The sequence below is a fragment of the Sphingopyxis sp. H115 genome (genome assembly GCF_001468465.1).
In the GTDB taxonomy this organism is placed as follows: Bacteria; Pseudomonadota; Alphaproteobacteria; order Sphingomonadales; family Sphingomonadaceae; genus Sphingopyxis.
Window position 1 is genome coordinate 1 of sequence record NZ_LNSA01000045.1, and the last position, 19956, is coordinate 19956.

Below are 19956 nucleotides of genomic sequence, written 5' to 3' on the forward strand. Positions count from 1 at the left end.
GTCGCCCCGCGACGAGGCGGCCCAATGCGCGCCCGGCGTCGGGCAGCGCGCGCAGCGCCGCGCGCAGTTCGCCGCGCCACAAGGCATCGCGCGCGAGCGCGTCGACGAGGTCGAGCCGGTCGAGGATCGCGCTCCTGTCGGTCAGCGGGCTCGCGATATCCTCGGCCAGCAAGCGTGCGCCCGCCGCAGTGACGGTGCGGTCGATCGTGCCGAGCAGGCTGCCTTCACGCGTCCCCGCCATCGTACGAACAAGCTCAAGACTCTCGCGCGTCGCGGCGTCGATCGCCATCCGCGCTGAGGCGATGTGCCGAACCGGTGGTTGGAGAAAGGTGGGCCCGCCCGTGCCGACATGGTCGAGATAGGAAACGAGCGCGCCCATCGCGGCGACCTCGCCGCGCGAAAACTGGCCGAAGCCGTCGAGGGTCCGGACGCCGAAGAATTCTTCGAGGCGTTTCTGCGCGCTGGTGCTCGCAAAGTCCGGCGAAGGCCGGCGCACGACCTGCCGGGCGGCGCTGATCGGCAACTCGTCGGCGCTTTCGTTCAGCAGCAGTTCCGACGGCGCGAGCCGCGCGAGCTCGGCATCGACGGCCGCCGCTGGCACGGCCACGACCTCGAAGCGCCCGGTCGAAATATCGGCTGCGGCGATCGCGACCTCGCCTTCGCTACCGACCTGTGCCACCGCCGCGAGCCGGTTGGCGCTGCGCCCTTCGAGCAGGCTTTCCTCGGTCAGCGTCCCTGCCGTCACGAAGCGTACGATGTCGCGCGCAACGAGCGCCTTCGACCCGCCGCGCGCCTTTGCCTCCGCAGGCGTTTCGACCTGTTCGGCGATCGCGACGCGGTGCCCCGCGCGAATCAACCGCGCGAGATAGGATTCGGCGGCGTGGACGGGCACGCCGCACATCGGCACGGGTTGCCCATCATGTTCGCCGCGTGCGGTCAGCGCGATATCGAGCGTCGACGCCGCCGCCTTTGCATCGTCGAAGAACAGCTCGAAGAAGTCGCCCATGCGATAGAAGAGCAAACAGTCGCCAGCCTTGTCCTTGAGCGCCCAATATTGCGCCATCATCGGTGTCGCGGGGGCGGCGGCGTTGTTGCTGTTCGCGGGTCGGGGAGCGGTGGCGGCCATCGCCCCCCTGCTTAGTGATTGGGGGCGGCATGGCAAGGTCGGAGGGGAGATGGCGGCATTGGGCGCAGGAAATTAGGCGACGACGATGCCTTCGCCGACAAAGCTGCCTTCCCAAAGATAAAACTTACCGGCTTCTCGGACGGCAGACGCACCAGCTTCATCACCCTCGCCATCCGCACGCAACATTGCCGGTTACATTTTCGCGAGGCGGCGCTAGGGGAAAGGCTCGGGCGCGCATCTTGTGACTTTATCGAGAGGATGACGAATGGACAGCGGCAGCAAGGTGCAGTTTTCGGATCGCGAAGCCCTGCTCTATCACGAATATGGGCGGCCCGGAAAAATCGAGATCGTCGCGTCGAAGCCGATGGCGACGCAGCGCGACCTGAGCCTGGCCTATTCGCCCGGCGTCGCGGTGCCGGTGAAGGCGATCGCCGAAGACCCCGCCGCCGCTTATGATTATACGGTGAAGGGCAATCTGGTCGCCGTCATTTCGAACGGAACCGCAATCCTTGGCCTCGGCAACCTCGGCGCGCTGGCATCGAAGCCGGTGATGGAAGGCAAGGCGGTCCTGTTCAAGCGCTTCGCCGACGTCGATTCGATCGACCTCGAAGTCGATACCGAGGATCCGCAGCGCTTCATCGAAGCGGTCGAACTGCTCGCGCCGAGCTTTGGCGGTATCAACCTCGAAGACATCGCCGCGCCCAACTGCTTCATCATCGAAGCCGCGCTGAAAGAGCGGATGAACATCCCGGTGTTCCATGACGACCAGCATGGCACCGCGATCATCACCGCCGCCGGGCTGATCAACGCCTGTTACTTGACCGGGCGCGACTTGGCGACGGTAAAGGTCGTCGTCAACGGCGCGGGCGCGGCGGCAATCGCGTGCACCGCGCTGATCAAGGCGATGGGCGTCAGACATGAAAATGTGATCATGTGCGACCGCAAGGGCACGATTTATCAGGGCCGCACCGAAGGCATGGACCAGTGGAAGTCGGCGCATGCGGTGCCGACCGAGGCCCGCGACCTGACCGAAGCGCTCGTCGGCGCCGACGTGTTCCTCGGCCTGTCGGCGGCGGGCGCGCTCAAGCCCGAGATGGTCAAGGACATGGCGCCGGCGCCGATCATCTTTGCGATGGCGAACCCCGATCCCGAAATCTCGCCCCCCGATGCCCGTGCGGCGCGGCCCGACGCGATCATCGCCACGGGGCGATCGGACTACCCGAACCAGGTCAACAACGTCCTCTGCTTCCCCTTCATCTTCCGCGGCGCGCTCGACGTCCATGCAACCGCGATCAACGAGGAGATGAAGATCGCCGCGGCCTATGCGATCGCCGACCTTGCGCGTCAGCAGGTGCCCGAGGAGGTCGCCGCGGCCTATGGCGGGCGCGCATCGAGCTTTGGTCCCGAATATATCATCCCTTCCCCCTTCGATCCGCGGCTGATGGAAATCGTGCCCGCCGCGGTCGCCAAGGCGGCGATGGAGACGGGCGTCGCGCAAAAGCCGATCGCCGACCTCGACGAATATCGCACGCGGCTGCGCGCGCGGCTCAACCCGACGACCTCGGTGCTGACGCTCGCCTATGAAGCCGCGCGCAACAATCCCAAGCGCGTTGTTTTCGCCGAGGGCGAAGAGGAAGTGGTGCTGCGCGCCGCGATCCAGTTCCGCGACGGCGGATACGGGATCCCGGTGCTCGTCGGCCGCGAAGGGCTGCACGACAAGCTACGCGCGATGGGCGTCGCCGACGCCGAAAGCTTCGAGGTCCACAACAGCGTCAATTCACCGCATGTGCCGCAGATGGTTGACATGCTGTACGAGCGGTTGCAGCGGCGCGGATATCTTCGCCGCGACGTCGAGCGGATGGTCAATCGCGATCGCAACATCTTTGGCTCGCTATTGCTCAAGATGGGGCTCGGCGATGCGATGATCACCGGGACGACGCGCACCTATTCGCAATCGATGCGCGAAATCCGACGCGTGATCGACCATGCCGAGGGCAAGACGCCGTTCGGCATCCATATCCTTGTCGACCAGCATCACACGATCTTCATGGCCGACACGACGGTCAACGAACGGCCGACCGCGCAGCAGCTGGCCGACATCGCCGAACGCACCGCACAGGTCGCGCGGCGCATGGGGCACGAACCGCGCGTCGCGTTCCTGTCCTATTCGACCTTCGGCAATCCCGAGGGCAGCTGGCTCGAAAGCATTCGCGAAGCGGTGTCGATCCTCGACCGGCGCCAGCCCGCGTTCGAATATGAAGGCGAAATGGCGCCCGACGTCGCGCTGAACGAAAAGGTGATGAAGAATTATCCCTTCTGCCGCCTGTCGGGTCCGGCCAATGTCCTGATCATGCCGGGGCTGCAATCGGCAAACCTGTCGGCGAAGCTGCTGCGCGAACTGGGCGGCGGCGCGGTGATCGGGCCGATGCTGGTCGGCATGGAAAATCCGGTCCAGGTCGCGACGATGGCGTCGACCGCGTCGGACCTCGTCACCCTGGCCGTGCTCGCGGCCGGCGGGATCGCGCAATAATCGATATCCGGCCCGCTCCTCTTTCCACCTCCCCCATGATAGGAAATCCGGGCGGCCGGGAGGAGGAGCGGGCCGGTTCCGCTAGGCTTCGGCCCTGCTCAAGCCAAAATTACTGGGTGGGACCGGCGGTACCCGGCGCGCCGACCGCGCCGATATTGCCGAAAATATCTTCGAAGAAGCTGCGATGGCGACCGAGCGTCGGCGTCTTGTCGCCTTCGGGGCTGATCCTGCTGACCAGTTCGAGCCCGGTGCGATCGACCGCGGCGACATTGCCCGCCGGGTCGAAACGAACGCGCAGCACCTGCTGGTCGATCGGACGCGGCCGGGCGAAGGCGAGCTGGCGCGTTTCGCGCGACACATAATAATATTCATTGTCGCTGAACTGGCCGACGAAGGTCGGGCGACCCAGCGTCTTTTCCACCGATTCCCGGTTGTCGACACCGGGGGTGATCGCTTCGGTCAACATCGGGTCGACAACATAGCCCTGCCGCCCCTTGAGCTGCGCGCAGCCGCTGGCGGTCAGCGCAAGCGCCAGCCCGGCAACGATCAGGCGCACGGGCCGGGCGGGAAGCTTCGGTTTGGGGGTCGGCATCAATATATCTCCGTTGCGCACCTGATATCGGGCGCTGGCAATCGCGCCTCTTAACCGCAAGCGGTCGGCACGCACAAGCGGCTTATGCCGCGGCAAAGCTTGCGCCAAGCTGACTCACAGCCCTTTTCGGACGCCGTGATTCGGCCTAAGCGTCGGCCATGTTTTCTTCACTCCGCAAATTATTCGCATCCGAGCCCGATCCGCGCGAAGCGCGCCGCCCGCTGTGGGACGCCGTCGTCGCCACCGCGCGCGCGCCGCACTGGTATGCCGAGGGCCAGGTTCCCGACACGCTCGACGGCCGCTTCGACATGATCAGTCTCGTGATGGCGCTCGTGCTGCACCGGATCGACGCGGACCCCGGACAGGGGATTGCGGGTGTCCAACTCACCGAATTGTTCGTGAACGACATGGATGGCCAGATGCGCCAGATCGGCTTTGGCGACATGGTCGTCGGCAAGCAGGTCGGCCGGATGATGAGCGCACTGGGCGGACGGCTAGGCGCCTATCGCGCCGCCGACGGTTCGGACGAATTGCGTGCGGCGTTGATCCGCAACCTGTGGCGCGGAAACGCCCCCGACGAAGCCGGGTTGGCGCATGTAATGGCCGAGGTTGCGGCGCTGCGCGCGGCGCTGGCGGCGATGCCGGTGTCCGATCTCGTCACCGCCGGCCGGCTTCCCGGAGCAGCAACTTGAGCGCAGCGCACGAATTTTCGTTGGTCGTGACGATCGCCGACGCGGCGCACGGCCGCGCGATTGCGGTCGAAGCCGACGCCGATGCGCGCGCACGGATCGCCGCGCGACTGGGGCTCGCGAGCCTCGACCGTTTCGCGCTGACCGCCGAAGTTCGGACGATCGCGGGCGGCATTGCGGCGAAGGGCGCGGTAGTGGCCGACCTAATCCAGAATTGCGCCGCCACCGACCTGCCCGTCCCCGCGACGGTCAACGAACCCTTCGACCTGCGCTTCCTGCGCGACGTCGATGCACCCGCGAGCGAGGATGAGGAAATCGAGCTCGGCAGCGACGAGCTCGACCTGCTCCCGCTCGAAGGCGACCGGATCGACCTTGGCGAAGCGGCGGTGCAGACGCTCTCGCTCGCGCTCGATCCCTTCCCGCGCCATCCCGACGCCGACCGCATCCTCGCCGAGAAGGGCGTCCTCAGCGAAGAGGCTGCGGGACCGTTCGCAGCGCTGGCGAAGCTGCGCGGAAAGCCGGGCGCTTAACGCCGTGGTTCGGGTTCTTCAGCGACGAGGTCGGCGACCGCGGCATCGAGCCCCGGCTCATCCTTTTCGGGCGGCGTTTCGGTAACCGTTTTTTTCGCCGCCTCCGCTGCCGCCTTTTCATCACGCGTCGGGGGCAGGGCGCCGCCAAGCGCCTTGGCAAGGCCGGCGAGTTGTTCGCCGATCACAGCGTCGACCGCGGGCGCGATGTCCGCGACCTTGAAGCGCATATAACCGCCGACGACATAATCGAACCGCAGCGCGCTGCCCGTCGGCGTTTCCTTGATCTGGATCGTCAGCGTGCCAGCAAGCGCCTCGCCCTGCAGCGGGCCAAAGGCTCCCGACAAGCGCAGCATCTCGTCCGGTTTTGCAAAGACGATGCGCGCGTGCTGGACGCTGCCGAGGCCCGATCCGCTGTCGGGCAATTTTTCGCAGAAACATCCGCCCGCCTGTGAATCGAGCCAGAAATTCGCAGCGTCGCCCGACCAGCTATGGTCTTTCGACCACCAGTTTTGCGGCATGCGAAGCATTTTCCACACGTCGGCGGGCGTCGCGGCGACCTGCGCCGTATGCGCGACGGTAAAGCCACCCTCGCCCTGATCGATCACCTTGGCGTGCCCGGAGGGCGCAAACAGGAATGCGCCCGCGATCGCAGCAGCGGTAAAATATCCGGAAAATCCCATCTGCCCTTCCCCCTTTGCACCACAATAACCGGCGCCGGGAAGACTGGCTAGCCTCAGCCCGCGAGGATCGTTTCGATAGCGTCGTTGACTTGGTCGATCGGCGACATGCCGTCGACATGCGTCACAATGCCGCGCGCGTCGTAGATCGGCAGGATCGGCGCCGTCTTGGCGCGATATTCGGCCATGCGCGTGCGCACCGTTTCCTCGTTGTCGTCGGGACGGCGCTTGAATTCCGAGCTGCCGCACACGTCGCAGACATTCTCGACCTTGGGCAGCTTGTAGCGGTCGTGATAGCCCGCACCGCATTTGGCGCAGCTGAAGCGGCCGGTGATGCGGTCGACGAGCGCGTCTTCCTGGACCTGCAATTCGATCACATGGTCGAGCTTGCGGCCGCGGTCCGCGAGGATCGTGTCGAGTGCGTCGGCCTGTGCCGCGGTGCGCGGATAGCCGTCGAAGATTACCGAGACATCGGGGCCGAGTTCGTCGAGCCGCTCACCGATCAAGCCCGAGACGATTTCGTCCGAAACGAGTTCGCCAGCTTCCATCACCGCCTTCGCCTGCAGGCCCGTCGGCGTTCCCGCCTTGACCGCGGCGCGCAGCATGTCGCCCGTCGAGAGCTGGACCATGCCATGCTCCTGTTCGAGGCGCGAAGCCTGCGTACCCTTGCCCGCCCCCGGCGGACCCAGCAAAATGATGTTCAGCGTCATGGAAGCCCCTGTTGCCTCTGCCCGTTGCCCAACCTTTGGCGCAAATTGCCGTAGCGGGCACCTTAGCGCCGCGCAACGCCGCCTTTCAATTTGGCCTTTTTGATAAGGTCGCCATATTGATGCGCGAGCATGTGGCTCTGGATCTGGCTAATCGTGTCGATCGTCACGTTCACGATGATCAGCAGGCTGGTTCCGCCGAGCTGGAACGGGAGACCCGATCCCGCGATGAAATATTCGGGAACGAGACAGATGACCGCAAGATATGCCGCGCCGATCACCGTGATACGCGTCAGCACATGGTCGAGATAGGCGGCGGTATTCTTGCCCGGGCGGATGCCGGGGATGAAGCCGTTCTGGCGCTTCAGATTGTCGGCAGTCTCTTCGGGGTTGAAGACGACGGCGACGTAGAAGAAGCAGAAGAAGATGATCCCCGCGGCGTAAAGCGCCATGTAGAGCGGCTGGCCGTGCGCAAGATACTGGTTGAGCGTGATCAGGAAATCGCCGGTCGCGGTGTCGCCCTGGACATTCTGGCCCATCATCTGGGTGATCGTCAGCGGCATCAGCAGCAGCGACGAGGCAAAGATCGGCGGGATCACGCCCGCGGTGTTAACCTTCAATGGCAGGTGGCTGCGGTCGGCCTGCATCACGCCCCGCTGCGTCGCGCGCTTCGGATATTGGACGAGGACGCGGCGTTGCGCGCGTTCCATGAAGCTGATGAAAGCAATGATCACGATAGCGCCGCCGAGCACCGCGATGATCGTGCCACCGCCCATCGAGCCTTCGCGGACCTGCGTGAACATTTGCGCAAAGCTGCGCGGGAGCTGGGCAAGGATGCCCGCCATGATGATCAGCGAGACGCCGTTGCCGATGCCGCGGCTGGTGATCTGTTCGCCAAGCCACATCAGGAACAGGGTACCGCCAACGATCGAGATGACCGCGCCGATGCGGAACATCATGCCGGGGTCGACGACCGCAGCGATGCCCTGGCTCGCGCCGAGCGATTCGAGCCCGACGGCGATGAAATAGCCCTGGATCGCGGTCAGCGCGACGGTGCCGTAGCGCGTGTACTGGTTGAGCTTCTTGCGCCCGCTTTCGCCCTCTTTTTTGAGCGCGGCGAGGCTCGGCGACAGCGCGGCCGCCAGCTGTACGACGATCGACGCGGTGATATAGGGCATGACGCCGAGCGCGATGATGCTCATGCGCTCGAGGCTGCCGCCCGAGAAGGTATTGAAGATATCGAGGACGCCGCCCGACGCGGCCTGGCTGTAGAGCGACGCGAGCGCAACGGGATCGACCCCCGGCAGCGGCACGAACGACAGGAAGCGGAAGACGATCAGCGCGCCGATCGTGAACCAGATGCGGTTCTTGAGCTCGGTCGCCTGACCGAACTTCGAAAAATTGAGGTTGGAAGCAAGCTGGTCGGCGCGAGAGGCCATGGGTAGTTTCCTCGAGGATATTCCGGACCGCGCCCCCCGCGACCCGGCGCCTATGTGCGTTCGGCGATCGCGAAGCGCAAGGGGAAAGGCCTATTTTGCAACGCAGCTCGTCGATACCGGCTGCGCCATCCGTTCGCATCGAACGGGAAATGACAGATCGTCAAACGACGAAGGGGCGGCCCGTATCCGAGCCGCCCCTTTGCCAGATTATTCCGCCTTGGCTTCGGCCGGAGCTGCGGGCAGCTCGACCTTGCCGCCGGCCTTTTCGACCGCCTCGATCGCGCCCTTCGACGCGCCGGCAACCAAGAAATTGAGCTTCGCGGTCAGTTCGCCCTTGGCGAGGAGGCGGACGCCATCCTTGCCGCCGCGGGCAACGCCAGCCGCCTTGAGCGCGGCATGATCGATGGTCGCCTTGGCGTCGAGCTTCTTCTCGTCGACCAGCTTCTGGATCTGGCCGAGGTTCACGATCGCGAAATCCTTCGCGAAGATGTTGTTGAAGCCGCGCTTCGGGATCCGCATGTGGAGCGGCATCTGACCGCCCTCGAAGCCGTTGATCGCGACGCCGCTGCGGGCCTTCTGACCCTTCTGGCCGCGACCGGCGGTCTTGCCCTTGCCCGAGCCGATGCCGCGTCCGACGCGCATACGACCCTTGCGGGCGCCATTGTTGTCACGAAGTTCGTTAAGCTTGATAGTCATGGTTGCACTCGCTTTCGCTGTGTTCGCGCTATGGACCGAGAAATTTCAGTCCGGTTCGATTTCACTCGACGGCTGAAAGCCGGGATAGGGCCCGGCTTTCTCCATCACGATGGCCTGGGCGACATAGCCGCGGCCATCGACGCTGGTAATCGAGGGGCTCCCGTGAAGCTGCCATCCCCGGTTGAGCAATCCCTCGACCCGCGCGCAAAAGGCGCTGTCGTCGGGACCGGTCAACAGGCGATAGAGCTTCACGCGATTTTAGCCCTCGACGACTTCCACCATGTGCGGAAGCTTGCGGATCATCCCGCGCACTTCCGGGGTGTCGACCAGTTCGACCTCGCGGTGCATCTTGCCCAGGCCGAGGCCCGTCAAGATGGCGCGCTGGCTCTTGGGACGACGGATCGGCGAACCGATCTGGCGAATCTTGATCTTCTTGTCGGCCATGGTCTTACTCCGTCACCGCCGCGGCTTCAGCCTCGGCTGCGCGGTCGGACGCACCGCCACGCTTGATCAGGTCCGAAACCTTCTTGCCGCGACGCTGCGCGACCGACTTCGGGCTGGTCTGTTCGCCAAGCGCTTCGAAGGTCGCGCGGATCATGTTGTAGGGGTTCGACGTGCCGACCGACTTGGTCACCACATCGGCAACGCCCAGCGATTCGAACACGGCGCGCATCGGGCCACCGGCGATGATGCCGGTACCGGCAGGCGCCGAGCGCAGCGTCACATTGCCCGCGCCGAAATGGCCGCGGCCATCATGGTGCAGCGTGCGGCCGTCGCGCAGCGGAACGCGAATCATTGCCTTCTTCGCGGCCGCGGTCGCCTTCGAAATGGCTTCGGGCACTTCACGCGCCTTGCCATGGCCGAAACCGGCACGGCCCTTGCCGTCGCCGACGACGACGAGCGCGGCGAAACCGAAGCGCTTGCCGCCCTTCACGGTCTTCGAGACGCGGTTGATGTGGACGAGCTTTTCGATCAGCTCTTCGCCGCCATCCTCGTCGCGCGGGCGACGGTCGTCGCGGCGGCCACGGCCACCGTCACGACCACCACGACCGCCATCGCGGCCGCCGCCGCGGCCGCGGCGCGGAGCCTGGCCTTCGGTCGGAGCTGCTTCGGGAGCGCCTTCGGCGTTCTGAATTTCGTCTGCCATGATTAGAACTCCAATCCGCCTTCGCGCGCCGCGTCGGCCAGCGCCTTGATGCGCCCGTGGAACAGGAAGCCGCCGCGGTCGAACACGACCTGCGTCACGCCCGCCTTCTTGGCGGCAGCGGCAAGGCGCTTGCCGACGTCGGCAGCTGCCGCGGTGGTCGCGCCGGTCTTGCCGCGGCCATCCTTGTCGAGCGTCGAGGCCGCAGCCAGCGTTGTGCCGGCGGCGTCATCGATGAGCTGCGCATAGATGTGGCGGCCCGAACGGTGCACCGACAGGCGCGGACGCCCGGCGGCACGCTGGCGGAGGGCGGTACGGACGCGCTGGCGCCGTTTTTCGAAAGGGGTAAGATGTGCCATGGCTTACTTCTTCTTGCCTTCTTTGCGGAAGATGTACTCGCCGCGATATTTGATGCCTTTGCCCTTATAGGGTTCGGGCTTACGCCAACGGCGGATTTCCGCCGCGACCTGGCCGACCTTCTGCTTGTCGATTCCGCTGATCTCGATCGTCGTATTGTCCGGCGTCTTGATCTCGATGCCTTCGGGCACCGCAAAATCGACATCGTGGCTGTAGCCGAGCTGCAGCTTCAAGGTCTTGCCCTGCGAATTGGCACGATAGCCGACGCCGGTGATTTCAAGCACCTTGGTGAAGCCTTCGGTCACACCGGTGATCAGGTTCTGGACCAGCGTGCGCTGCATGCCCCAGAAAGCGCGAGCTTCGCGGGTATCGTTCGCGGGCTGCACCGAAATGGCGCCTTCGCCGACTTCATATTTGATGTTGTCGGACAGCGGCATCGCGAGCGTGCCCTTCGGACCCTTGACCGACAGCTGCCCGCCGTCGATCGCGGCGGTGACACCGCTGGGGATCTCCACGGCCTTTTTACCAATGCGCGACATCAGAACACCTCCGCCAGCACTTCGCCGCCGACATTATGCTCGCGGGCTTCGGCGTCCGAAAGAACGCCGCGCGGAGTCGACACGATGGTGATGCCAAGGCCGTTGCGCACGATCGGCAGTTCTTTCGAACCCGAATAGATGCGGCGGCCCGGCTTCGAGACGCGGGCCACGTGGCGGATCGCCGGCTGGCCCTCGAAATATTTGAGCTCGATGCGGATGCCCTTGTGCTGACCCTTGGCGCCCAGCGCTTCTTCGCTGTAGCCGCGGATATAGCCTTCGCGCTGGAGAACATCGAGAACGCGGACGCGCAGGGTCGAGGCGGGAGTCAGGACGCTGTCCTTCTTCGCCTGCTGGCCGTTGCGGATGCGGGTGAGCATATCACCCAGGGGATCGGTCATTGCCATCTTGTCAGTCCCTTACCAGCTCGACTTCACAACACCGGGGATCAGGCCCTTGTTGGCCAGATCGCGGAGCTGGATACGGCACAGCCGGAATTTGCGATAATAAGCGCGCGGGCGGCCCGTCAGCTCGCACCGGTTACGGATGCGGGTCGGGTTACCATTACGCGGGATTTCCGCCATCTTGAGGCGCGCGATCAGACGCTCGCCATCGTCGAGCGACGTGTCCGCCGCAATCGCCTTCAGCTTCGCGTAACGGCCGGCATATTTCTTCACCAGCTGCTTGCGACGCTCGTTCTTGTTTACCGAACTCAGTTTCGCCATGACTTAAGTTCTCTTTCCTTCTTGAAAGAGCCTGCCTGGTCCCGAAGGATCAGGCGGCTTCCTTTTCCTGCGCTTCGATCGGGAAGGGGAAGCCGAACAGCTTGAGCAGTTCGCGGGCTTCTTCGTCCGTACGGGCGGTGGTGGTGACGATCACGTCCATGCCGCGCACCTGATCGATGCGGTCATAGTTGATCTCGGGGAAGATGATCTGCTCTTTCAGGCCCATGGCATAGTTGCCGCGGCCGTCGAAGCTGGTCGCCGACACGCCGCGGAAGTCGCGGATGCGCGGCATGGCGATCGTGATCAGGCGATCGAGGAATTCATACATGCGTTCGCGGCGCAGGGTGACCTTGCAACCGATCGGCATGCCTTCACGCAGCTTGAACTGGGCGATCGACTTCTTCGCGCGGGTCACGACGGGCTTCTGGCCGGCGATGAGTTCCATCTCGGCAGCGGCCGCTTCGACCTTCTTCTTGTCCTGCGTGGCTTCGCCGACGCCCATGTTGAGCGTGATCTTGTCGATCTTCGGCACTTCCATCGCATTCTTGTAACCGAATTTCTCGGTCATCGCCTTGACGATCTTGTCGTCATAAAGCTTCCGCATGCGCGGGGTATAGGTGTCAGCCATTGATCGTCTCCCCGGACTTCACGGCCACGCGGACCTTCTTGCCGTCCTTGGTTTCAAAACGAACGCGCGTCGGCTTGCCGGTCTTGGGATCGGCGAGCGCAACCTTGCTTGCGAACAGCGGCGCTTCCTTGCGCTCAAGACCGCCCTGCGGGTTGGTCTGGCTCGGCTTGCGGTGGCGCGTGATGATGTTGACGCCCGCGACGACGACCTTGCCGTCCTTCGGCAGGCTCTGCGTCACTTCGCCGGTTTTGCCCTTGTCCTTGCCGGACAGGATGACGACCGTATCGCCCTTCTTGATCTTGTTCGCCATGGTCAGAGTACCTCCGGCGCCAGGCTGATGATCTTCATATAGCCGCGGCCGCGCAGTTCGCGGACGACGGGGCCGAAGATACGGGTGCCGATCGGCTCCTCGTTCTTGTTGACGAGCACGGCGGCGTTGCTGTCGAAACGGATCACCGAGCCATCGGCGCGGCGCACGTCCTTTGCGGTGCGGACGATGACGGCGCGATGCACGTCGCCCTTCTTCACCTTGCCGCGCGGCTGGGCTTCCTTGATCGACACGACGATCACGTCGCCGACGCCGGCCGTGCGACGCTTCGAGCCGCCGAGCACCTTGATGCACTGGACGCGCTTGGCACCGCTGTTGTCAGCGACTTCCAATTGTGACTGCATCTGGATCATCGATGCATTTCCTTCTTTTTTGGCCTACCGGGCAATCCCGGCGGTTCCGTGAAAATCAGCTCAGGCGTCAGCAGCCGTTTTGGGCTTGCTGTGGGTGTCGACCTTGTCGAGCACCTTCCACGTCTTCAGCTTCGAAATCGGCTTCGTTTCCTCAATGCGGACGGTTTCGCCAGCCTTGATGGCATTGTCCTCATCGTGGGCGTGATACTTCTTCGAGCGGCGGATGATCTTGCCGTACAGAGGGTGCTTCACCTTCCGTTCGACCTTCACCACGACGGTCTTGTCGCCCTTGTCGGACACCACCGTACCGGTCAGAATGCGCTTCGGCATCGATAGTCTCCTTACTTCGCAGCCGAGCGCGCGCGCTCGGTCTGCTGCGTCTTGATGCGGGCGATCGTGCGCCGCACTTCCTTGACGCGCGACGCTTTTTCAAGCTGGCCGGTGGCCGCCTGGAAGCGGAGGTTGAACGCCTCGCGCTTCAATTCGCCAAGCTGTTCGGCGAGCTGGTCGTCGGTCTTGGCCTTGAAATCTTCGGTCTTGGCCATGTCCTTAACCCTCCAGGTGCGAGGTGTCGCCGAGGCGGGCAACGACCTTCGTCTTGATCGGCAGCTTCATCGCCGCACGTTCGAACGCGAGCGCGGCCACGGGGCCCGGAACGCCGTCGAGTTCGAACAGGATGCGGCCCGGCTTCACGCGCGCGGCCCAGAATTCCGGCGAACCCTTGCCCTTACCCATGCGGACTTCGGCAGGCTTCGACGAAACGGGGACGTCGGGGAACACGCGGATCCACAAACGGCCCTGACGCTTGATCGCGCGGCTGATCGCGCGGCGAGCCGCTTCGATCTGGCGTGCGGTGATCCGCTCGGGCTCCATCGCTTTCAGCCCGTAGGAGCCGAAATTCAGCGCGGTACCGCCCTTGGCATTGCCATGGATGCGGCCCTTGAAGGCCTTGCGGAACTTGGTTTTTTTCGGTTGCAGCATGTCAGCAGTCCTTAGCGGCGATCTTCACGGGCCGGACGGACACCGGTCGTCTGCGCATCGAGCATCAGACGGTCGGTTGCCATCGGGTCGTGACCAAGGATCTCGCCCTTGAAAATCCAGACCTTGATGCCGCAAACGCCATACGCGGTGTGCGCTTCGGCTTCGGCATAGTCGACATTGGCGCGCAGCGTGTGCAACGGCACCCGGCCTTCGCGGTACCATTCGGTGCGCGCGATTTCCGCGCCGCCGAGACGGCCGGCGCAGTTGATGCGGATGCCCTCCGCGCCCAGACGCATCGCCGACTGAACGGCGCGCTTCATGGCACGGCGGAACGCGACGCGGCGTTCGAGCTGGTCGGCGATGCCCTGGCCGACGAGCTTGGCGTCGACTTCGGGCTTGCGGATTTCGACGATGTTCAGCGACACGTCGCTGCCCGTCATCGCGCCGAGCTGCTTGCGCAGCTTTTCGATGTCCGCGCCCTTCTTGCCGATGATGACGCCCGGACGGGCGGCATAGATCGACACGCGGCACAGCTTCGCCGGACGCTCGATCACGACCTTCGAGATCGCGGCCTGCGGCAGGTGCTTGAACACGAACTTGCGGATCTTCAGATCCTCGACAAGCATGCGGCCATAGTCCTGGCCTTCGGCGAACCAGCGGCTGTCCCAGGTGCGGTTGACCTGCAGGCGCAGGCCGATCGGATTGCTCTTCTGGCCCATCTTACGCCTCTTCTTCCTGTTCGCGCACGACAATGCGGATGCGGCTGAACGGCTTGACGATCCGGGTCGACTTGCCGCGGCCACGCGCATGCCAGCGCTTCATCGAGATCGACTTGCCCACGCTCGCTTCCTTGACGACGAGCGCGTCAACGTCGAGGTTATGGTTGTTTTCCGCGTTGGCGACGGCGCTGGCGAGAACCTTGCGCACGTCGACGGCCATCGCCTTCTTCGAGAAAGCGAGGACGTTCATCGCGTCTTCGACCTTGCGGCCGCGGATCAGCGCGGCAACGAGGTTCAGCTTCTGCGCCGAACCGCGAATCTGCGTGCCGACCGAGAGCGCCTCATTGTCCGCAACGCGGCGGGGGGACTTTTCCTTGCCCATTAGCGTTTGCCCTTCTTGTCAGCCGCGTGGCCGGGGAAGAAGCGCGTCGGCGCAAATTCACCCAGCTTCATGCCGACCATGTCTTCATTGACCGACACCGGCACGAACTTGCGGCCGTTGTAGACGTTGAAGGTCAGCCCGACGAACTGCGGCAGGATGGTGGACCGGCGCGACCAGGTCTTGATCGGGGCAGAGCTGCCGCCGTCCTGGGCCGTTTCGGCTTTCTTGAGGAGATGAAGGTCCACAAACGGACCCTTCCAGACCGAGCGAGCCATGGCTTACCTCTTCTTCTTCGCGTGACGCGACCGGATGATCATCTTGTCGGTCGACTTGTTGTGACGGGTACGAGCACCCTTGGTCGGCTTGCCCCACGGGGTCACCGGATGACGGCCGCCCGAGGTGCGGCCTTCACCACCGCCGTGCGGGTGGTCGACCGGGTTCTTCGCGACGCCGCGGGTCAGCGGACGCTTGCCAAGCCAGCGGTTGCGGCCGGCCTTGCCCAGGTTGGTGTTCTGGTTGTCGGGGTTCGACACCGCACCGACCGTGCCCATGCACTCGCCACGGATATAACGCTGTTCGCCCGAACCGAGACGCACGATGACGAGGCCGCGGTCACGACCGACGACCTGCGCATAAGTGCCGGCCGAACGGGCGATCTGGCCGCCCTTGCCCGGCTTCATCTCGATATTGTGGACGATCGTGCCGACCGGCATCTGCGACAATTCCATCGCATTGCCCGGCTTCACGTCGGTCTTCTTGCCCGCGACGACGGTGTCGCCGACACCCAAGCGCTGCGGCGCGAGGATATAGGCGAGTTCGCCGTCTTCATATTTCACGAGCGCGATGAACGCCGTGCGGTTGGGGTCATATTCCAGACGCTCGACGGTGGCCGGCATGTCCCACTTGCGACGTTTGAAGTCGATGAAGCGGTACTTCTGCTTATGGCCGCCGGCGATACCGCGCGAGGTCACATGACCCTTGTTGTTGCGCCCGCCGGTCTTGCGCTTGCCTTCGGTCAGCGCCTTGACGGGCTTGCCCTTCCACAGCGACGACTTGTCGACGAGGATCAGGCCGCGCTGCGCGGGACTGGTCGGATTATAGGATTTAAGTGCCATTTTCTCTCGCCTCTTCCTACAATCAGACGCCCGTGGTGACGTCGATCGACTGGCCTTCGGCCAGGCGAACGATCGCCTTCTTCACGTCGCTGCGGGTGTAGGGCTTGCCCTTCCAGCGCTTGGTCTTGCCCTTGGTGACGAGCGTATTTACGCTGACAACCTTGACATCGAACAGCGCCTCGACGGCGGCCTTGATCGCGGGCTTGGTCGCGTCGTCCGCAACCTTGAACACGACGGCGTTGTTTTCGCTGAGCAGCGTCGACTTTTCAGTGATCACCGGAGCGAGGATGACGTCGTAATGACGCGCATCAACAGTTTTTGCCTTAGCCATTGAAACGTGCCTCCAGCTTTTCGACCGCCGCGCGGGTCAGAACCAGCGTGTCGGCGCGAATGATGTCGTAGACATTGGCACCCGCGGCCGGCATCGAGTCGACGCCGATCAGGTTGGCCGACGCCATGGCGAAGCTTTCGTGCACCGCATCGCCGTCGATGAAGAGCGCGCGATTTCCGAGGTCCATCTTGCCGAGCTTGCCGGCGAGCGCCTTGGTCTTCGCGTCCTTGAGCTCGAGCGTGTCGAGAACGACGATCTTGCCGCCTTTCGCCTTGTCGCTGAGCGCCATCTTCAGGCCGAGGGCGCGGATCTTCTTGTTCAGCGAGTGGCCGAAGGTGCGGGCCCGGGGACCGTGCGCCTTGCCGCCGCCGATGAAGATCGGCGCCTTGCGGTCACCGTGACGAGCCGTACCGCCGCCCTTCTGGCGACCGAACTTCTTGCCGGTGCGAGCAACGTCGCTGCGTTCGCGGGCGGCGCGAGCCGGACCACGACGCTTTTCGAGCTGCCATGCGACGACGCGGTGCAGGATATCGGCACGCGCGTCGACGCCGAAGACGTCGTCGTTAAGATCGATGTCGGCGCCAGCCTTGCCATCGAGGGTCTGTACCTTGACCTTCATGATCAGGACTCCTGTGCGCCGTCGGTGGCCGCGGTGTCGACGACGGTTTCTTCGACCGGCGTTTCGACCGGCGCGTCAGCCGGGGCTTCGTTGCTGTTGGCCGCGCTCTTGATGCCCGCCGGATAGGGGGCTTCGGGGTGACGCGGCAGCTTCACCGCATCGCGAACGAGCAGCCAGCCGCCCTTCGAGCCAGGGACCGAGCCCTTGACGAAGAGGAGGCCGCGCTCGACGTCGGTGCGGACGATTTCGAGATTCTGCTGGGTACGGTTGCGCGCGCCCATGTGCCCCGCCATCTTCTTGTTCTTGAAGACGCGGCCCGGATCCTGGCGGTTACCGGTCGAACCATGCGCACGGTGGCTGATCGAAACACCGTGGGTCGCGCGCATACCGCCGAAACCCCAGCGCTTCATCGCACCGGCAAAGCCCTTACCCTGGGTCACGCCCTGGATGTCGACGATCTGGCCGGCGACGAAATGATCGGCCGACAGCTCGGCGCCGACGTCGAGCGTCGCGTCATCGGCGACGCGGAATTCGACGAGCTTCGCCTTGGGCTCGACTTCGGCCTTGCCATAGGCGCCGCGCTGCGGCTTGGCGACATTCTTCGCCTTGGCCGAACCGGCACCCAATTGAACGGCCACATAGCCGTCGCGTTCTTTATCGCGCACGGAGACGACCTGGCAGCCTTCGAGGCTCAGGACGGTGACGGGCACGTGGCGGCCGTCGTCCTGAAACAGGCGGGTCATCCCCATTTTCTTCGCGATCACGCCAGTACGCATGATCCATACTCCTAAACAGAGGCCGGGCGGACCATTCCGCACGGCTTGCGGGACCCACCAAGGCGAACCTTGGCGGAACCCTCCCAGCCCGAAATTTCGATGCATCGCCCCGTCCGGGCTGAGGTGCCGCTATCCTGAAGGAGAAGCGGCGAGACGGGGGACGCAGCCCGGACCATATTGCCTCCAAAGAGACTGTCCGGCGGTATCCACCCTATCGCGGTGCAGGCCGCCTTGGCGTCCTGCCGATAGAGACCCCCGCTTTTGCGGGGGCTGCGCTGGCTTAAGCCAGCTTGATTTCCACGTTCACGCCCGCGGCGAGGTCGAGCTTCATCAGCGCGTCGACCGTCTGCGGGGTGGGCTGCACGATGTCGAGCAGCCGCTTGTGGGTACGCACCTCGAACTGCTCGCGCGACTTTTTGTCGACATGCGGGCCGCGGTTCACGGTGAATTTTTCAATACGCGTCGGAAGCGGGATCGGACCGCGAATGAGTGCGCCCGTGCGACGTGCCGTGTCGGCAATGTCGGTGGTGGCCTGATCGAGCACGCGGTGATCAAAGGCCTTCAGGCGAATGCGAATATTCTGCGTTTCCATGACTGTTCCAGTCGAATCCCGTCTAACGATGCGAAAGAGCCGAAATGGCCTGTACCGGCCCCCATCAGGAAGCCGGTCCGGCCATCAAAAACCTTTAAGCTACGAGCCGCGCGAATCAGTCCGAATCGCGCGGCTCGCGGCCCTATATTACTTTGTGATGGTCGCGACAACCCCTGCGCCGACCGTGCGGCCACCTTCGCGAATCGCGAAGCGCAGACCCGGGTCCATGGCGATCGGGGCGATCAGCTTGACCGACAGCTGGACGTTGTCGCCCGGCATGACCATCTCGGTGCCCTCGGGGAGGATGACCTCGCCGGTGACGTCGGTGGTGCGGAAGTAGAACTGCGGACGATAGTTCGCGAAGAACGGCGTGTGACGGCCGCCTTCGTCCTTCGACAGGACGTACACTTCCGAGGTGAACTCGGTGTGCGGCGTGATCGAACCCGGCTTCGCCAGAACCTGGCCACGCTCGACTTCTTCACGGCCGACGCCGCGGATCAGCGCACCGATGTTGTCGCCGGCCTGACCCTGGTCGAGCAGCTTGCGGAACATTTCGACGCCGGTGACGACGGTCTTCTTGGTGTCCTTGATGCCGACGATTTCGACTTCTTCACCCACCTTGACGATGCCGGTTTCGACGCGGCCGGTGACAACCGTACCACGGCCCGAGATCGAGAACACGTCTTCGATCGGCATCAGGAAGGGCTTGTCGAGCGGACGTTCCGGCTGCGGGATCCAGGCGTCGACGGCTTCCATCAGCTTCAGGATCGCTTCCTTGCCGATGTTGTCGTCGCGGCTTTCGAGCGCGGCAAGCGCCGAACCCGGGATGATCGGAATATTGTCGCCGTCGAAGTCGCGCTTCGAAAGTTCTTCGCGGATTTCGAGTTCGACGAGTTCGAGCAGTTCGGGATCGTCGAGCTGGTCGACCTTGTTGAGGAAGACGACCATGGTCGGAACGCCGACCTGCTTCGCGAGCAGGATGTGTTCCTTCGTCTGCGGCATCGGGCCGTCAGCGGCCGACACGACGAGGATCGCGCCGTCCATCTGGGCGGCACCGGTGATCATGTTCTTCACATAGTCGGCGTGACCCGGGCAGTCGACGTGCGCATAGTGGCGGTCCTTGGTTTCATATTCGACGTGCGCCGTCGAAATGGTGATGCCGCGCTCGCGCTCTTCGGGAGCCTTGTCGATGTTTTCGAAGTCGACCTTCTGCGACAGACCTTCTTCGGCGAGCACCTTGGTGATCGCGGCGGTCAGCGAGGTCTTGCCATGGTCGACGTGACCGATGGTGCCGATGTTGCAGTGCGGCTTCGTCCGCTCAAATTTAGCCTTGGCCATGATATTGAACCTTCTTGTTCGATGTTTGCGTTGATCAGTCCTGGAC

The 19956-nt window shown here is 64.1% G+C and carries 30 protein-coding genes and 1 pseudogene; 3 read left to right on the plus strand and 28 right to left on the minus strand.

The annotated features are described in order from the left end of the window. Positions 1–1126 (minus strand): annotated as a pseudogene (locus tag ATE71_RS20485) (DNA mismatch repair protein MutS); the annotation flags it as partial. Positions 1127–1391: 265 nt separating this feature from the next. Between ATE71_RS20485 and ATE71_RS20490 the strand changes: the two are divergent. Then, positions 1392–3656, plus strand: coding sequence for an NADP-dependent malic enzyme (locus tag ATE71_RS20490; protein WP_058805180.1), 2265 nt, complete (start codon positions 1392–1394; stop codon positions 3654–3656). Positions 3657–3765: 109 nt separating this feature from the next. Here the strand turns inward: ATE71_RS20490 and ATE71_RS20495 are convergent, their stop codons facing one another. Beyond that, positions 3766–4248 (minus strand): outer membrane protein assembly factor BamE, encoded by a 483-nt coding sequence (locus ATE71_RS20495; RefSeq protein ID WP_058805181.1) that lies wholly within the window; start codon positions 4246–4248, stop codon positions 3766–3768. Positions 4249–4406: 158 nt separating this feature from the next. On the opposite strand from ATE71_RS20495, the gene ATE71_RS20500 reads away from it, so the two are divergent. Then, the gene (locus ATE71_RS20500; protein WP_058805182.1) at positions 4407–4940 is read left to right on the plus strand and encodes a ubiquinol-cytochrome C chaperone family protein; all 534 of its coding nucleotides are present in this window, start codon (positions 4407–4409) and stop codon (positions 4938–4940) included. Continuing rightward, a complete protein-coding gene (locus ATE71_RS20505; protein ID WP_058805183.1) occupies positions 4937–5467 on the plus strand; it encodes a YceD family protein in 531 nt (176 codons plus the stop codon). The genes ATE71_RS20500 and ATE71_RS20505 overlap by 4 nt, the downstream gene beginning before the upstream one ends. On the opposite strand, the gene ATE71_RS20510 is transcribed toward ATE71_RS20505, so the two are convergent. The 26 genes from ATE71_RS20510 to tuf all read right to left on the minus strand — a co-directional run bounded on the left by ATE71_RS20510 (position 5464) and on the right by tuf (position 19910). Further along, positions 5464–6147 carry an SRPBCC family protein gene (locus tag ATE71_RS20510; RefSeq protein WP_058805184.1) on the minus strand — a complete coding sequence of 228 codons (684 nt, stop codon included), beginning with the start codon at positions 6145–6147 and terminating at the stop codon, positions 5464–5466. The two genes, ATE71_RS20505 and ATE71_RS20510, sit on opposite strands and share 4 nt — an antisense overlap. Positions 6148–6200: 53 nt before the next feature. After that, positions 6201–6854, minus strand: coding sequence for an adenylate kinase (locus ATE71_RS20515; RefSeq protein WP_201022994.1), 654 nt, complete (start codon positions 6852–6854; stop codon positions 6201–6203). A 62-nt stretch (positions 6855–6916) separates the two neighbouring features. Continuing rightward, positions 6917–8290: a preprotein translocase subunit SecY gene (gene secY / locus ATE71_RS20520; protein WP_058805185.1), complete on the minus strand. Its 1374-nt coding sequence runs from the start codon at positions 8288–8290 to the stop codon at positions 6917–6919. A gap of 207 nt (positions 8291–8497) precedes the next feature. After that, the gene (gene rplO, locus ATE71_RS20525; protein ID WP_082665333.1) at positions 8498–8986 is read right to left on the minus strand and encodes a 50S ribosomal protein L15; all 489 of its coding nucleotides are present in this window, start codon (positions 8984–8986) and stop codon (positions 8498–8500) included. 45 nt (positions 8987–9031) lie between these two features. Then, positions 9032–9238 (minus strand): DUF1737 domain-containing protein, encoded by a 207-nt coding sequence (locus tag ATE71_RS20530; RefSeq protein WP_037556386.1) that lies wholly within the window; start codon positions 9236–9238, stop codon positions 9032–9034. A 6-nt stretch (positions 9239–9244) separates the two neighbouring features. Next, complete coding sequence (gene rpmD, locus ATE71_RS20535; protein ID WP_037515666.1) at positions 9245–9430, minus strand: 50S ribosomal protein L30; 186 nt, start codon at positions 9428–9430, stop codon at positions 9245–9247. Between the two features lie 4 nt (positions 9431–9434). Then, positions 9435–10133 carry a 30S ribosomal protein S5 gene (rpsE, locus tag ATE71_RS20540; protein ID WP_082665334.1) on the minus strand — a complete coding sequence of 233 codons (699 nt, stop codon included), beginning with the start codon at positions 10131–10133 and terminating at the stop codon, positions 9435–9437. Positions 10134–10135: 2 nt separating this feature from the next. Next, on the minus strand, positions 10136–10489 hold the full coding sequence (gene rplR, locus ATE71_RS20545) for a 50S ribosomal protein L18 (protein ID WP_058805186.1): 354 nt from the start codon (positions 10487–10489) through the stop codon (positions 10136–10138). A 3-nt stretch (positions 10490–10492) separates the two neighbouring features. Then, positions 10493–11026: a 50S ribosomal protein L6 gene (gene rplF / locus ATE71_RS20550; protein ID WP_058805187.1), complete on the minus strand. Its 534-nt coding sequence runs from the start codon at positions 11024–11026 to the stop codon at positions 10493–10495. Continuing rightward, a complete protein-coding gene (gene rpsH / locus ATE71_RS20555; RefSeq protein WP_037556380.1) occupies positions 11026–11430 on the minus strand; it encodes a 30S ribosomal protein S8 in 405 nt (134 codons plus the stop codon). Before rpsH ends, rplF begins: the two co-directional genes overlap by 1 nt. Positions 11431–11442: 12 nt before the next feature. Next, positions 11443–11748 (minus strand): 30S ribosomal protein S14, encoded by a 306-nt coding sequence (rpsN, locus tag ATE71_RS20560; RefSeq protein WP_037556379.1) that lies wholly within the window; start codon positions 11746–11748, stop codon positions 11443–11445. A 49-nt stretch (positions 11749–11797) separates the two neighbouring features. Next, positions 11798–12376: a 50S ribosomal protein L5 gene (gene rplE, locus ATE71_RS20565; RefSeq protein WP_058805188.1), complete on the minus strand. Its 579-nt coding sequence runs from the start codon at positions 12374–12376 to the stop codon at positions 11798–11800. Next, entirely contained in the window at positions 12369–12686 is a 318-nt protein-coding gene (rplX, locus tag ATE71_RS20570) for a 50S ribosomal protein L24 (RefSeq protein ID WP_058805189.1), read from the minus strand. The genes rplE and rplX overlap by 8 nt, the downstream gene beginning before the upstream one ends. Before the next feature lie 2 nt (positions 12687–12688). Further along, positions 12689–13057, minus strand: coding sequence for a 50S ribosomal protein L14 (gene rplN, locus ATE71_RS20575; protein WP_011543078.1), 369 nt, complete (start codon positions 13055–13057; stop codon positions 12689–12691). Between the two features lie 60 nt (positions 13058–13117). Beyond that, positions 13118–13387, minus strand: a complete 270-nt coding sequence (rpsQ, locus tag ATE71_RS20580) for a 30S ribosomal protein S17 (protein ID WP_039578283.1) — start codon at positions 13385–13387, stop codon at positions 13118–13120. Between the two features lie 11 nt (positions 13388–13398). Then, on the minus strand, positions 13399–13602 hold the full coding sequence (gene rpmC / locus ATE71_RS20585) for a 50S ribosomal protein L29 (protein ID WP_058805190.1): 204 nt from the start codon (positions 13600–13602) through the stop codon (positions 13399–13401). 4 nt (positions 13603–13606) lie between these two features. Further along, positions 13607–14038, minus strand: coding sequence for a 50S ribosomal protein L16 (rplP, locus tag ATE71_RS20590; RefSeq protein ID WP_058805191.1), 432 nt, complete (start codon positions 14036–14038; stop codon positions 13607–13609). 11 nt (positions 14039–14049) lie between these two features. Further along, a complete protein-coding gene (gene rpsC / locus ATE71_RS20595) occupies positions 14050–14757 on the minus strand; it encodes a 30S ribosomal protein S3 (protein WP_054589691.1) in 708 nt (235 codons plus the stop codon). 1 nt (position 14758) lies between these two features. Beyond that, positions 14759–15139, minus strand: a complete 381-nt coding sequence (rplV, locus tag ATE71_RS20600; RefSeq protein ID WP_054589690.1) for a 50S ribosomal protein L22 — start codon at positions 15137–15139, stop codon at positions 14759–14761. Then, positions 15139–15414: a 30S ribosomal protein S19 gene (rpsS, locus tag ATE71_RS20605; protein ID WP_037556370.1), complete on the minus strand. Its 276-nt coding sequence runs from the start codon at positions 15412–15414 to the stop codon at positions 15139–15141. The genes rplV and rpsS overlap by 1 nt, the downstream gene beginning before the upstream one ends. 3 nt (positions 15415–15417) lie before the next feature. Further along, entirely contained in the window at positions 15418–16254 is an 837-nt protein-coding gene (gene rplB / locus ATE71_RS20610; protein ID WP_037556366.1) for a 50S ribosomal protein L2, read from the minus strand. Positions 16255–16276: 22 nt separating this feature from the next. Continuing rightward, a complete protein-coding gene (locus ATE71_RS20615; RefSeq protein WP_058805192.1) occupies positions 16277–16585 on the minus strand; it encodes a 50S ribosomal protein L23 in 309 nt (102 codons plus the stop codon). Beyond that, positions 16578–17204: a 50S ribosomal protein L4 gene (rplD, locus tag ATE71_RS20620; protein WP_058805193.1), complete on the minus strand. Its 627-nt coding sequence runs from the start codon at positions 17202–17204 to the stop codon at positions 16578–16580. Before rplD ends, ATE71_RS20615 begins: the two co-directional genes overlap by 8 nt. 2 nt (positions 17205–17206) lie before the next feature. After that, entirely contained in the window at positions 17207–17980 is a 774-nt protein-coding gene (rplC, locus tag ATE71_RS20625) for a 50S ribosomal protein L3 (RefSeq protein ID WP_054590453.1), read from the minus strand. A gap of 280 nt (positions 17981–18260) precedes the next feature. Continuing rightward, positions 18261–18572 (minus strand): 30S ribosomal protein S10, encoded by a 312-nt coding sequence (rpsJ, locus tag ATE71_RS20630; RefSeq protein WP_003042199.1) that lies wholly within the window; start codon positions 18570–18572, stop codon positions 18261–18263. Between the two features lie 147 nt (positions 18573–18719). Further along, positions 18720–19910 (minus strand): elongation factor Tu, encoded by a 1191-nt coding sequence (tuf, locus tag ATE71_RS20635; RefSeq protein WP_058805194.1) that lies wholly within the window; start codon positions 19908–19910, stop codon positions 18720–18722. Between the last annotated feature and the right edge of the window lie 46 nt (positions 19911–19956).